Below are 13,939 nucleotides of genomic sequence, written 5' to 3'. Positions count from 1 at the left end.
GCTTCCTGGCGCCCGGCCAGGTGGCGGGCACGGGACTCCTCGGTCGCCCGGCTGGGTGGGCCGCGTGGTATCCGTTCAGCGCCCGCCTCCCGCGCCGGGCCGCCTTCCACCCCACCCGGGGGCGCGGGGAATGTCGCCGGTGCCGAGGTGGGTCGGCGTCGACCCCCGTCCACCCCGGCGGAGCTCCGTCGCGTCCCGGCGTCCTGGCCGACGCCGTCGCAGCCGTGCCCCATGTGCGGCCGACACAGCGCGACCGGGCCCCAGAGCCCTGGCCGATTCAGTGCAGCAGAAGCTTTTCAACTCCGGTCGTCCGACGCCGAGGAGCCACTCACCCCCGCCCGGACCCTCCCGCCCAACTGCCGGCCGGCGCAGGTGCCGCCCCCGACCCGCGCCGGATCTCATGGCCCGGAAAGCCCGCACGGCCCAGCACCCAGCTGGCCCCCCGAAGGGATTTCGCGGCCTGCTTGAGGGGTGCCAGACACGCGGCGGCCTGGCGGTGGTCGGTCACGGTGCCCGGGGCGCACAGCACGGTGGCGAGGGACAGCGTGACCGCGAGCCCCCCGGCCGACCAGGGCGTGTCGAGCACGGATGTGGCCAGCGGATCGAGCCCCTCCGGATCCGCCAGGACCAGGAAGTCGTCACCGCCGATGTGCCCGACCCGCGTGGCCCCGGACGCGGCCGCCTGCAGTGCCCGCCCCACCGCGCGAATCAGCTCGTCGCCCGCCGCGAACCCCGCCCCGTCGTTGACCTGCTTGAAGCCGTCGACGTCCAGCCAGCTCAGCGCGAACACCCGCCCGTCGGCGATCCGGCGGTCCACCTCCCCGGTGATGGCGTCCGAACCGGGCAGCCGCGTCAGCGGATTGAGCCCGACGGCCTCCTCGACCCGGCTCTCCGCCAGCGCCCTTACGAGATCCGCCAGCCGTACGACGCCCACGCAGCGCCCCAGCCGGTCGACGACCGCGACATCGTCCGACGTACGGTCACGCTCTCCGTCCGCCACCACGTCGAGGACCTCCCACGCGGTGGCGTCGACCCCGACCGTACGCGGCGGATCGCCGAGCCTCGCGGCAGGCCGGTCGGCGTACAGCGCATGGCCGTAACGCCCCGACAACGACAGCAGGAACCGCGAGCGGTGCACCGACCGCACCGGAACCCCGGCGGTGTCCACGAGCACCACCCCGGACACCTCGGGCGACCCTGTCAGCAGCGCCCGCACCTGTCCCGCGGACGCGGTTGCGGGCAACAGCGCGGCAGGCCGTACGAACTGTCGCACGGGCGGCCCGTAGGGCGGCGCCGCCGCGGCCACGGGGGCGAGGGACGGAACGTACACATCCGCCGCGGGCCGCCGCGCCGGAGGCGCGAACAACGCACCCTGCGCCAGCTGCGCACCCGCGGACAGCGCCGCCGCGCACTGCAGCTCCGTCTCCACGCCCTCCACGGACAGCAGCGCACCGAGCTGCTCGCACAGGGTCCGCATCGCCCGCACCACGGCCGGCCGCGACAACAGCGACGCGTCCAGCTTCACCAGGTCGGGCGCGAGATCCGCGAGCACCCGGAGGGGTACGTCACCGTCGCCGATGCCGTCCGCGCAGATCCGGAAACCCTCGTCCCGGAGCGCGGTCACCGCCTCGAGCAGCGCCTGATGCGGTACGTGCGTGAAGGGCGGGCCGACGTCGACGGTCAGCTCCCAGGGCATGCGCCCGGCCTCGCGCACCGCGTCACGCAGCGCGGCGAGCCCTCCGAGATCGGCGAGGGTCCCGGCGAACACATTGACGTGGAGCGGCAGCAGTGTCTCCTGACGGGCTGCCGCCCGGATCGCCAACGCGGCCAGCCGACCGTCGAGTTCGGGATCCCGGCGGGCCTGAGCGAGGACGTCACCGCTCTCCGGACGGGCGAGTATCTCCAGCGCCGCGACCCCTCCGGTCGTCAGATTGACGACCGGTTGGAAGGCGAAGCGGAGAGTATCCGTCCAGGAGGGCACGGAAGCATAATGGCGCTCCTTTCGTACGCCCAGGCGCAGTTCACGAGCTGTTCACGCAGGATTCCGGGCCGATCACACAGCGTGCGCGCGGCCCCCGCAGGACGGGCCCCGAGGTTCCCGCCGGGCAGACGCCTCACGCCTCACCTGACGGCGATCACAGACGACCCGTGCCCGAACAGCCCCTGGTTCGCGGTGATCCCCACCCGGGCCCCCGCGACCTGCCGGTCACCCGCCGCGCCCCGCAACTGCCAGGTCAGCTCACAGACTTGGGCGATGGCCTGTGCCGGAACGGCCTCTCCGAAGGAGGCGAGTCCGCCGCTGGCGTTGACGGGTATGCGGCCTCCAAGCGCCGTCGCGCCCTCCCGCAACAGCTTGGCCGCCTCGCCCTCGCCGCACAGCCCCAGATCCTCGTACCACTGCAACTCCAGGGCCGTGGACAGGTCGTAGACCTCGGCGAGTGAGAGATCCTCCGGGCCTGTCCCCGCCTCCTCGTACGCAGCCCGCGCGATCGACGCCCGGAACGTGTCGGCCGCCGGCTCCGCCGCGACCGCGGAGTCCGTCGCGATGTCCGGCAGATCGAGCACCGTGTTGGGATAGCGCGGCGTCACCGTGGACACCGCCCGGATCCGCACGGCATCCGCCGCCCCGTGGCGGCGAGCGAACTCCATGCTGGACAGCACGAGCGCCGCCGCGCCGTCCGAGGTCGCGCAGATGTCGAGCAGCCGCAGTGGATCGGCCACCACGGCCGAGGCGGCGACCTCCTCGGCCGTGACCCGCTTGCGGTAGCGCGCGTTCGGATTCAGCGCCCCCAGGGCCGCGTTCTTCACCTTGACCTGCGCGAAGTCCTCCAGGGTGTCCCCGTGGACGGCCATCCGCCGCCGCGCGTACAGCCCGAAGTACGTCGGATTCGTCGCCCCCAGGACCCGGAACCGCAGCCAGTCCGGATCGTCGGGCCGGTCCCCGCCCGCGGGCCGGAAGAACCCCTTCGGCGCCGCGTCCGCGCCCACCACCAGGACCACGTCCGCGAGGCCCGAAAGGATCTGCGCCCGTGCCGTGTTGACGGCCTGTGCCCCCGACGCGCACGCCGCGTACACGCTCGCCACCCGGGCTCCCTGCCAGCCCAGCGCCCTGGCGAACGTCGCCCCCGCCACATACCCCGGATATCCGCCGCGGACCGTGTCCGCGCCGACGATCGAGCCGACGTCCCGCCAGTCGACCCCGGCGTCGGCCAGCGCCGCGCGCGCGGCCACCGTCCCGTACTCCACGAAGCCGCGCCCCCACTTGCCCCAGGGGTGCATGCCCGCGCCGAGCACCGCCACCTCGCCCGTCATTCCGTCACCCCCGTCGGCCGCCAGTGCCAGGTCGTCCAGGTCGTCTCCGCGTCCTCGTTCAGCACGCCCGGGACGACCTCCACCTCCATGCCCACCGTCAGATCGGCGACGGTGACCCCGGGAACCGTCTGTCCGAGCACCACGAGGCGCTCGGATTCCAGTTCCACAGCGATCAACGCGTAGGGCCGCCATTCGAGTTCCGGATCGGACACGTACGGTGACGGCGGCCGGTACCGGCTGTCCGTGTACGACCACACGCGGCCGCGCCGCGACAGCGGGACCTCCTCCAGGTCGCCGCCTGGGCAGGCCGGATTGCGGCAGAAGGCGTCCTCGCGGGGGAAGAACACGGACGCGCAGGCCGAGCAGCGCGTTCCGAGGAGTCTGAACTCGCCTCCCTCGCCGGTGAACCAGCCGGTGACCACGGGTGTACGGGTGCGCGACAAGACCCCTCCACGACACTGGATCTGACGGAACGTCAGAAGTGTGCCACGGGCCGCGCCGATTGGGCAGTACGTCGCCCTACGTCACGGAGAACCGCCCGGGCCTCCTGAGCGTCGGAGTATCGGTAGGGACGGCCGGGGCCCACGGGGGTGGTTCCGGCCGTTCCTCGTTCGGGAGTGCCGGCGGCCCACTGTCCGTGGGTGATGCCGGGCCGACCCTGGTCGCCTGATCGGGCGCGGACTGTATCCAATCGCTTCCCGACGGAACCCGCGCCTGATAGACGCAGGGGGCATGACACGACTTTCGATGGCGGTACGCGGCCTCGTCGCCGCGCTCGCCGCCCTGCTCGCCGTCACCGCCGCCTCCGCCACTGCCCGGGCGACACCCGAGCCGAAGGCCCCCGAAGACTTCGTCGCCCTGAGGTCCGTGGACCGCACGATCATCGAGGAGATGCGCTACTTCACCCCGCACAACTTCGTGGGCGAACGCATCGACGGCTACCGGCAGCCGCTCTGCATCCTCACCAGGCCCGCCGCCGAGGCCCTCCACAAGGCCCAGCGGCGGCTGCTGAGCCAGGGCTACTCCCTGAAGGTGTACGACTGCTACCGGCCCCAGCGTGCCGTGGACCACTTCGTCCGCTGGGCCGAGGACCTCGACGACCAGGCCATGAAGGGCGAGTTCTACCCGAACGTCGACAAGACCCGCCTCTTCGAGGACGGTTACATCGCCGAGAAGTCCGGCCACAGCCGCGGCTCGACGATGGACCTCACGCTCGTGAAGCTGCCGGCGAAACCGACCCGGCCGTACGTCCCAGGAGAGCCCCTCGTGCCCTGTTACGCGCCCCAGGACGAGCGTTTCCCGGACAACTCCGTGGACATGGGCACCGGCTTCGACTGCTTCGACACCCTCTCGCACACGCTGGACCCGCGCATCCAGGGCGAGCAGCGCACCAACCGACTACTCCTGAAGGACACCCTCGAAGGCCTCGGTTTCGTGAACCTGGCAGAGGAGTGGTGGCACTTCACGTACAAGCCGGAGCCGTACCCCGACACCTATTTCGACTTCCCGGTGTCGATGAAATCCCTCGTCCCGTCCCACTGAGGCGGCCCGCGGAGACGTCCATGTGATGATCGGATACAGTCCCGGGCGTGTCTCCATCCCTGATCACGTCCGCCAACTCCGCGCCGGACTCCCACTGTTCGAGCTGCGGAGCGCCCTACGGAGAGGGCGTCTCCGGCTGGCCCCGCACCTGCGCCTCCTGCGGAACCGTGGCCTACCGCAACCCACTGCCGGTGGCAGTGGCCCTGCAGCCCGTGTACGACACGAAGGGCACAGCCCTGGTCGTCATCACCCGAACCATCGCCCCCGCGCGCGGGGGTATCGCTCTGCCCGGAGGGTTCATCGACCACCGGGAGGACTGGCGGCAGGCCGTCGTCCGCGAGCTCAAGGAGGAGACGGGCATCGCCGCGGCGAGCCGCGACGTACGGCTCGTCGACGCGATGAGCTCCCCCGACGGCCACCTGCTGCTCTTCGGAGCCCTCCCGGAGCGCCCGGCAGCCGACCTGCCGCCGTCCGCCGCGACGGACGAGACCGAGGGCTGGCAGCTGCTGCGCAGGGCGTCCGAACTCGCCTTCCCGCTGCACACCTTGGCGGCACGGGCGTGGTTCGAGGGGCGGTACGTCTGAGGGTTCCTCTGGGCTCTGAGGGGCCTCGAGGTTCCTCAGGGCCCTGAGGGGCCCCGGCGGGCTGACCGCCGACGAGCTCCCATCGGGGCTGCGAGGCCGTTTCAGGGGCGTGTCACCACGCCCCCAGCCCCCGCACCCGCACCGGAAGGGACGGCTCGTCCGGGCCGTCCTCCCCGTCCCGCTCCACGACCACCCGCTTCCCTTCCCAGCGCGTCACGTAGCGCTCGATCTCCAGCTCCTCCCAGCCTTCACCCGAATCCGCCACCACCAGCCCGCCCCCGGTCCGTCCGGGGGCGGGCGCCCACACCTCCAGCTCCAGACCACCGTCGCGGCCGCGCACCGGCAGGACGGCGCCCGCGCGGGCGAGCACCGGAATCCGCGACAAGGGGGCGTCGACCAGCACTTGGCCGGGCCCTTCGTACGCCTCCTCGGTGACCGTGTCGTACCAGCGCCCCCGCGGCAGCTGCACCGCACGCCGGTCCGCGCCCGGGTCCAGCACCGGCGCCACCAGGAGACAGTCACCGAGCAGGAAGGCGTCCTCGCAGTCGCGCAGTGCCCTGTCCTCCGGCGCGCCCCACCACATCGGTCGCACATAGGGCGCTCCCGTACGGCGTGCCAGATGCGCCAGCGTCATGAAGTACGGCAGCAGCCGCCGCCGCTCGACGAGCGCCACGCGCGCGTGATCGAGGACCTCGTCACCGAACTCCCAGGGCTCCCTGCGCCCCGCCCGAATGCTCGCGTGCGTACGGAACAGCGGCAGATACGCGCCCAGCTGGAACCACCGCAGATACAGCTCGGGGGAGGGGCTCCCGTCGTAACCGCCCACATCGGGACCCGAATACGGCACCCCGCACAGCCCGAGGCCCAGCACCAGCGACAGTGACGCCCGCAACCCCGGCCACCCTGTAGCCACGTCCCCGGACCAGGTACCTCCGTAGCGCTGCATTCCGGCCCACCCGGAGCGCGAGAAGAGGAACGGCCGCTCCTGGGGCGTCAGTTCGCGCAGCCCTTGGTAGCCCGCCCGCGCCATTCCGAGCGCGTACACGTTGTGCGCCTCGCGATGGTCGCCGCCGCGGCCCTCCAGGTCGTGCCGCGCCGAACGGGGCAGCGTCGACTCTCCGAAGGCGGTGAAGGACACCGGCTCGTTCATGTCGTGCCAGAAGCCCGCGAACCCCTGCGAGAGACGCTCTTCGTAGAGCCCGCCCCACCACTGGCGCACACGCGCGCGCGTGAAGTCCGGATAGACCGCCTCACCCGGCCAGACGACGCCGCGCGCCACCGGCCCGGCGGAGTCCCGCACGAAGGCGTCCTCGGCGGTTCCGCTGTCGTACACGGCGTTCCCGGGCGCGGCCTTGATCGCCGGATCCACGATCGACACCAGCCGGATCCCGTCCCGGCGCAGCTCCTCGGCGAGCACCGGCAGCTTCGGGAAGCGGTCCCGGTCGACCGTGAACACCTGATGGGCGTCGAAGTGGTCGATGTCGAGGTGCACGGCGTCCAGCGGCAGCCCGCGCTCGTGGTACCCGCCGACGATCCGCCGTACTTCCTGTTCGTCGCCGAAGCCCCACCGCGCGTGATGGTGCCCCAGGGCCCAGACCGGCGGGAGCGCGGCGGCTCCGGTGAGCGACGCCCAGGTGTGCAGCACGCGCGCGGGAGTGCCCACCAGGACCCAGCAGCGCAGCGGCCCGCCGTCCATCCGCAGCTCGCTCGTCCCCGCGCGGTCGTGCCCGGACCCGGCGCCCTCCTCGCCCTCGCGCAAGATCACGCTGCCGTCCCAGGTGCTGTCGTGGAACACGAGGTGGGTGGCCGCATCGGCCACCACCATCTGCACCGGCATCGTGATGTACAGGGGGTCGTCACCGGGACCGAAGGCGTGCCCGGGATCGGTGTTCCACAGCCGGTACGTCCCGTCGCGCAGCCGGGGCCCCGACGCGCGTCCGCCCAGGCCGAAGAACCGCGCGTCCGCGGCCACTTCGGACCGCTGCATCCAGCGCGCCTCCCCACCGCCCGCCGGCTCCCACCACCGGGGCGGCAGATCGCGCCGCAGGGTCACCCCGCCCGGTGTGCGCACCTCCACGGCGCCGTGCCGCGAGACGACGACCGTCAGGCGCTCTGCCACCACCCGCCAGGCGCCGTCCTTGTCCGGCTCCAGAACGGCCCGGGGGTCCGGTTCGGGAGCGCGGCCGTCGAGCGCGTAGGACGGCTCGGGCCGGGCTCCGTCCCAGCCCCAGTAGACGGCTCCGTTGACGGTGACGGTGATCCGCAGCTCCGACCGGGTGAACCGGACGACTCCGCCGCCGGGACCCGGCTCCACGGCCAGCACCGGCCCGGGTACCCGCGCGCGCTCGGCGCCCCGCACCGGCAGCCCGGCGGCGTCGGCACGCCTCCTGCGCCACGCGGCCAGCACGGTACGCAAGCCCTGGGCCGCCCCCGCCGAGCCGACCGCCTTCACCGAACGCACCAGGTCACGACCGTCCATGCTGCTCAGCCTGCCATTGACACCGCCGGAAGTGTGAGTCGTTCAACTTCCGTTCACCCGTGGCAGGACCACATCTTCACGACACGGACTATGTGGGGCCAACCCTGGTGCGGAAGTCGATCACATGGCATCGTCCGTGTCAGCCGCGTAACGCGCACACCCTGGTCCGTGCGCGGTACACGCACACGACGCGCACAGTCCGGGAGCCGCCCCATGACCTCAGCGAACCCCTCGCCGCTCTGGCAGCCAGACCGGGAACGCATCGCCCAGGCACAGATCACCCGATTCCAGGCCTGGGCGGCCGAGCACCACGGAGCCCCCTCCGAGGGTGGCTACGCCGCCCTGCACCGCTGGTCCGTGGACGAACTGGACACGTTCTGGAAAGCCGTCACCGAGTGGTTCGACGTACGGTTTTCGACCCCCTACGCGCGCGTGCTCGGCGACCGCTCGATGCCGGGCGCCCAGTGGTTTCCCGGAGCCACCCTCAACTACGCCGAACATGCCCTGCGGGCGGCCGACACCCGAGCGGACGAACCGGCCCTCCTGTACGTCGACGAGACCCACGAGCCGCAGCCGGTCAGCTGGTCCGAACTCCGCCGTCAGGTCGGCTCCCTGGCCGCCGAGCTCCGTACCCTCGGCGTACGCCCGGGGGACCGGGTCAGCGGCTACCTCCCGAACGTTCCGCAGGCCGTGGTCGCCCTCCTCGCCACCGCGGCCGTCGGCGGCGTATGGACGTCCTGCGCCCCCGATTTCGGTGCCCGCAGCGTCCTCGACCGCTTCCAGCAGGTCGAACCCGTCGTGCTCTTCACCGTCGACGGCTACCGCTACGGCGGAAAGGAACACGACCGCCGCGACACCGTCGCCGAACTGCGCCGCGAGCTGCCCACCCTGCGCGCCGTCGTCCACATTCCGTTGCTCGGCACCGAGCCGCCGGAGGGCGCCCTGGAATGGTCCGCCCTCACCTCCGCGGACGTGGCGCCCGTCTACGAAGAGGTCCCCTTCGACCATCCGCTGTGGGTGCTCTACTCCTCCGGCACGACGGGCCTCCCCAAGGCCATCGTCCAGTCCCAGGGCGGCATCCTCGTCGAGCACTTCAAACAACTCGGCCTGCACTGCGACCTGGGCTCCGAGGACCGCTTCTTCTGGTACACGTCCACCGGCTGGATGATGTGGAACTTCCTCGTCTCCGGCCTCCTGACGGGCACCACGATCGTCCTGTACGACGGCAGCCCGGGCTACCCGGACACCGGCGCCCAGTGGCGCATCGCCGAGCGTACGGGCGCCACCCTCTTCGGCACCTCGGCGGCGTACGTCATGGCCTGCCGCAAGGCAGGCGTCCACCCCTCCCGCGACTTCGACCTCTCGCGCGTCCAGTGCGTCGCCACCACCGGCTCGCCCCTGCCGCCCGACGGATTCCGCTGGCTGCACGACGAGGTCCGCGACGACCTGTGGATCGCCTCCGTCAGCGGCGGCACGGACGTGTGCTCCTGCTTCGCAGGAGCGGTACCCACCCTTCCCGTGTACATCGGCGAACTCCAGGCCCCCGGCCTCGGCACCGACCTCCAGTCCTGGGACCCGAGCGGCAAACCCCTCACCGACGAAGTCGGCGAACTCGTCGTCACCAACCCCATGCCGTCGATGCCCATCCGTTTCTGGAACGACCCCGACGGCAGCCGCTACCACGACAGCTACTTCGACACGTACCCCGGAGTGTGGCGCCACGGCGACTGGATCACCGTCACATCGCGCGGCTCGGTCGTCATCCACGGCCGCTCGGACTCCACTCTCAACCGCCAGGGCGTACGCATGGGTTCGGCCGACATCTACGAAGCCGTCGAACGCCTCCCCGAGATCCGCGAATCCCTCGTCATCGGCATCGAACAGCCCGACGGCGGCTACTGGATGCCGCTCTTCGTCCACCTCGCTCCGGGAGCCGTACTCGACGACGCCCTTCTGGGACGCATCAAGCAGACCATCCGCGAACAACTCTCCCCACGCCACGTCCCCGACGAGGTCATCGAAGTACCCGGAGTCCCGCACACCCTCACCGGCAAGCGCATCGAGGTCCCGGTCAAACGCCTTCTCCAAGGCACCCCGTTGGAGAAGGCGGTCAACCCAGGCTCCATCGACAACCTCGACCTGCTCCGCTTCTACGAGGAACTGGCCCGCAAACGCGCCTGATCAACCCACGCGGCCGGCCTCGGACTTCGCCCCCACGGCGACGAAGTTCCGAGGCCGGCCGCGCCGCGTCGGCCGGTGCGAGTTCCGCGGCCGAGCTCTGCACCGGCCCCGGCCGACTGGGCCGTCTTCGGTACCGCCATCGCTCTGACCTGCGTCTTCCGGCGCCGTCTCGTGCCTTGCTGCGCTCAGCCGACAGGCATTGTCAGTGCCGCCGGTTACGGTGAGTGAGCATTGATCGACTGCGCACAGGGGGAAATGATGGCGCACACCCAGCACCAGACCATGCGACGCGTCCTGCGCCGCGAAATCGCCGGCACGATCGGTCTGTTGACCGACGAGCAGGACTTCACCGCAATGCGGCGGCGCTACCGCACCTTCGCCTTCAACGACCACGCGAGCTATCTCCAGCAGGTGGAAGCCCTGCTCCGGACACTCGCATCCCAGGGCAGCCACACCACGGTGGCACTCTTCGACCCCGAGGAGTACGCGGAGTTCTGCGCCGAGAACGACCTGGAACCCGACACCCCATCCAGCCGCACCCGCTTCACAGCGGAACTCGCCGCGACAGGCGCGACCGTCCCGTACGAGGGCCAGCCCCTCGACGACCTCGTCCCGAACCTCATCGACGAAGCCGTCCGACAGGCCACTTGGGAGTACGCGACGACACTCCTGGCCCGCATCGGCACCTGCGCCTCCTGCGGCGAGGACATCGGCCGCGCGGCCTTCGTGCGCGCCTCCGACCTGCTCGTCCGCATCCTCAACGCCTCGGGCCCCGGCGAGCGTCACCTCGTGTGCAGCGTTTCCACGCAGCCCGAAACACTCGTCGCCGTCCTCCGGGCCGACGACGACCACCACGGAACACCCCAGCTGGACGAGGCCGAGGCCCTCGAGTTCACCACCGTCCTCGCCCTGGGCATCGCAACCCAGAGCGCCGGAGGACTCGTCATGCGCACCAGCTCCCCCGACACGACCGACCGTGTCTTCGGCTGGCGGCTGCGCGGCGAGGGCCTGGAACCGCTCACCGCCGGAGAGGTCTTCGACGCCTACTGCACCGACGTCGAGTCCGGCGACCTCGTCTCCCCGGAGTCGGGCGTCGACTACTGCGTACCCCCGGACCTGGGAGACGACGGGCCAACGACGGGGCACACGCACTGAACACTCGAGGGGCGCCCCACCCTCAGGCGGAGCGCCCCTCGATCACAGCCGATCAGCGACAGCGGCGCAGGGCACGCCGACTACTCGACTACTCGCCGGACAGCACCGCCTGAGCCGCCGTACGCGCCTCCTCGGCACTGTCGGAGGCACGCGCGGCCGCCGCGGCACGCTCGCACTGCGCCAGCGTGTACTTGGCCAGCGTCCCCCGGACATAGGGAATCGACGCCGCGCCCATGGAGAGAGAGGTGACACCCAGACCGGTCAGCACACACGCGAGCAGCGGGTCCGAGGCGGCCTCACCGCAGACACCACAGCTCTTGCCCTCGGCCTTGGCCGCCTCGGCGGACAGCGCGACCAGGTCGAGCAGCGCGGGCTGCCACGGATCCTGGAGCCGCGACACGGCGCCCACCTGGCGGTCGGCGGCGAAGGTGTACTGCGCGAGGTCGTTGGTCCCCAGCGAGAGGAACTCGACCTCCTGCAGGATCGACCGCGCCCGCAGAGCGGCCGACGGAATCTCGACCATGGCACCGAACTTCGCCTGCAGACCCGCCTCACGGCACGCGTCGGCGAACGCCTTGGCGTCGGCACGGTCCGCGACCATCGGCGCCATCACCTCGAGGTAGACAGGCAGCCCCTCGGAAGCCTTCGCGAGCGCCGTCAGCTGCGTACGCAGCACCTCGGGGTGGTCGAGCAGGGTCCGCAGACCGCGCACGCCAAGCGCCGGGTTCGGCTCGTCGGCCGGCGTCAGGAAGTCGAGCGGCTTGTCGGCGCCCGCGTCGAGCACCCGCACCACGACCCGCCCCTCAGGGAAGGCCTCGAGCACCTTGCGATACGCCTCGACCTGCTTCTCCTCGGACGGCGCGTTCTTGCTGTCGTCAAGGAAGAGGAACTCGGTACGGAACAGACCCACTCCCTCAGCGCCGGCCTCGACCGCCGCCGGAACGTCCGCGGGACCACCGACATTGGCCAGCAGCGGGACCTTGTGCCCGTCGGAGGTGGCACCGGGCCCGGTGGACGCGGCCAGCGCAGCCTTCCGCGCTGCGGCCGCGGCCGCCATCTCGGCCTTCTTCTCCGCACTCGGATTCACGAAGATCTCACCGGTACTGCCGTCCACGGCGATCACCGTGCCCTCGGCGAGCTCACCCGCACCCGGCAGCGCCACCACGGCGGGAACACCGAGCGCCCGCGCCAGGATCGCGCTGTGGCTGGTCGGACCGCCCTCCTCGGTGACGAAACCGAGGACCAGCGTGGGGTCCAGCAGAGCGGTGTCGGCGGGCGCGAGGTCACGAGCAATAAGGACGTACGGCTCGTCGCTGTCCGGGACACCGGGCATCGGAACACCGAGAAGCCGGGCGACGATACGGTTCCGCACGTCGTCGAGGTCCGCCACGCGTCCGGCGAGGTACTCACCGGCATTCGCCAGCAGGGCGCGGTATGCGGCGAACGCGTCGTACACGCCGCGCTCCGCCGTGCTCCCGACTGCGATACGCCGCTCGACATCGGCCATGAGCTCCGGGTCCTGGGCCATCATGGCCTGGGCCTCGAGAACGGCCTGAGCTTCGCCGCCCGCCAGATTGCCTCGCGCCATGAGGTCGGCCGCCACGGCTTCCACGGCCTTGCGGGCGCGCCCCTGTTCGCGCTCCGCGTCCTCCGTCGGTATCTGCTTGGCAGGCGGCTCGAGCACCGCCGTCCCCATGTGCCGAACCTCGCCGATGGCCACACCATGGCTCACACCGACGCCTCGCAGCGTTGTCTCCATGTCACCCGTCTCCGATAGTGCGGCGGGTCCCGCCGCCGCGATGGTTGTCGTGCCTGCCGTCCATGACGGCGCTGAAGCTCAGTGCCAGCTGAAGAGAGCGTCGCCAGCCTTCACATCGCCGTCAACGTTGACATCGGAGAGGGACTCAGCCGTGGCCTCGAGTGCCACGATGGGGCAGATCGGGGACTTGCCGGCGGCCTCGACGGCGGCCGGGTCCCAGCGCACCACGGCCTGGCCGCGCTGCACAGTGTCGCCCTTGTTGACGAGCAGCTCGAAGCCCTCGCCATTGAGCTGAACAGTGTCGATACCAAGGTGCGTCAGCACACCATGCCCCTGGTCGTCGACTACGACGAAGGCGTGCGGGTGGAGCGACACAATGACACCGTCGACGGGAGCAACGGCCTCCGAGGCCTCCCGGACGGGATCGATCGCGGTACCGGGGCCTACCATGGCTCCAGAGAAGACTGGATCAGGTACAGCGGTGAGTCCGATGGTGCGTCCTGCAAGAGGGGACGTCACGGTGGTCATGGGAAGCCTCCCAGGGGTGGAGATTCATATGGGCCGTCACTGCCTGTCCCGGACGGCGCACTGTTCAGCAGCGTAAGTCATAAGAAGTGCCGGTTCCGCACGAGACGACCCGGTTGACGGCCGTAGAGCACAGCACAAACGATTTGCGCCCGCTCCGGAGCCCGATGTAGAGTCGTACCCCTGCTTGAGGCTGAGCGACGCGACCAAGCGTCCTTGCCTGGCAGCACCCAACTTGTCAGATCCTATCTCGGGGTCTGGTTCTGCATGCCTGCAGGACCATGGTCAGAGAGACGGAAAAACCCTGATAGAGTTTGGAAACACCGAAGGGAAGCGCCCGGAGGAAAGCCGCGAGAGAGTCTCTCGGGTGAGTACGAAGGAAGCGTCCGTTCCTTGAGAACT

10 protein-coding genes are annotated in these 13,939 nt (G+C 71.0%); 4 read left to right on the top strand and 6 right to left on the bottom strand.

Going from position 1 to position 13,939, the window contains the following annotated elements; all coding sequences use genetic code 11:
* Window positions 1-328: 328 nt before the first annotated feature.
* The 3 genes from GAS53_RS30475 to GAS53_RS30465 form a co-directional block, all read right to left on the bottom strand.
* Window positions 329-1,981, bottom strand: a complete 1,653-nt coding sequence (locus GAS53_RS30475) for a GGDEF domain-containing protein (RefSeq protein WP_151480951.1) — start codon at window positions 1,979-1,981, stop codon at window positions 329-331.
* A gap of 140 nt (window positions 1,982-2,121) precedes the next feature.
* Window positions 2,122-3,312 (bottom strand): lipid-transfer protein, encoded by a 1,191-nt coding sequence (locus GAS53_RS30470; protein WP_151480950.1) that lies wholly within the window; start codon window positions 3,310-3,312, stop codon window positions 2,122-2,124.
* Complete coding sequence (locus GAS53_RS30465; RefSeq protein WP_151481039.1) at window positions 3,309-3,734, bottom strand: Zn-ribbon domain-containing OB-fold protein; 426 nt, start codon at window positions 3,732-3,734, stop codon at window positions 3,309-3,311. Before GAS53_RS30465 ends, GAS53_RS30470 begins: the two co-directional genes overlap by 4 nt.
* Before the next feature lie 310 nt (window positions 3,735-4,044).
* On the opposite strand from GAS53_RS30465, the gene GAS53_RS30460 reads away from it, so the two are divergent.
* Both GAS53_RS30460 and GAS53_RS30455 read left to right on the top strand, forming a co-directional pair.
* Window positions 4,045-4,854 carry a M15 family metallopeptidase gene (locus GAS53_RS30460; RefSeq protein WP_151480949.1) on the top strand — a complete coding sequence of 270 codons (810 nt, stop codon included), beginning with the start codon at window positions 4,045-4,047 and terminating at the stop codon, window positions 4,852-4,854.
* Between the two features lie 47 nt (window positions 4,855-4,901).
* Entirely contained in the window at window positions 4,902-5,438 is a 537-nt protein-coding gene (locus GAS53_RS30455; protein ID WP_151480948.1) for an NUDIX domain-containing protein, read from the top strand.
* A gap of 112 nt (window positions 5,439-5,550) precedes the next feature.
* On the opposite strand, the gene GAS53_RS30450 is transcribed toward GAS53_RS30455, so the two are convergent.
* A complete protein-coding gene (locus tag GAS53_RS30450) occupies window positions 5,551-7,917 on the bottom strand; it encodes a glycoside hydrolase family 31 protein (protein WP_151480947.1) in 2,367 nt (788 codons plus the stop codon).
* Window positions 7,918-8,130: 213 nt separating this feature from the next.
* On the opposite strand from GAS53_RS30450, the gene GAS53_RS30445 reads away from it, so the two are divergent.
* Together GAS53_RS30445 and GAS53_RS30440 are read left to right on the top strand one after the other, a co-directional pair.
* Entirely contained in the window at window positions 8,131-10,098 is a 1,968-nt protein-coding gene (locus GAS53_RS30445) for an acetoacetate--CoA ligase (protein ID WP_151480946.1), read from the top strand.
* 258 nt (window positions 10,099-10,356) lie between these two features.
* A complete protein-coding gene (locus GAS53_RS30440; RefSeq protein ID WP_151481038.1) occupies window positions 10,357-11,253 on the top strand; it encodes a hypothetical protein in 897 nt (298 codons plus the stop codon).
* 88 nt (window positions 11,254-11,341) lie between these two features.
* Here GAS53_RS30440 and ptsP read toward each other — a convergent pair whose 3' ends face one another.
* Both ptsP and GAS53_RS30430 read right to left on the bottom strand, forming a co-directional pair.
* A complete protein-coding gene (gene ptsP, locus GAS53_RS30435; protein ID WP_151480945.1) occupies window positions 11,342-13,012 on the bottom strand; it encodes a phosphoenolpyruvate--protein phosphotransferase in 1,671 nt (556 codons plus the stop codon).
* 78 nt (window positions 13,013-13,090) lie between these two features.
* Complete coding sequence (locus GAS53_RS30430) at window positions 13,091-13,540, bottom strand: PTS sugar transporter subunit IIA (RefSeq protein WP_151480944.1); 450 nt, start codon at window positions 13,538-13,540, stop codon at window positions 13,091-13,093.
* Between the last annotated feature and the right edge of the window lie 399 nt (window positions 13,541-13,939).

It is taken from the genome of Streptomyces albicerus (assembly GCF_008905045.1).
GTDB lineage: Bacteria > Actinomycetota > Actinomycetes > Streptomycetales > Streptomycetaceae > Streptomyces > Streptomyces albicerus.
This window is presented reverse-complemented; position numbering and strand designations above follow the sequence as displayed.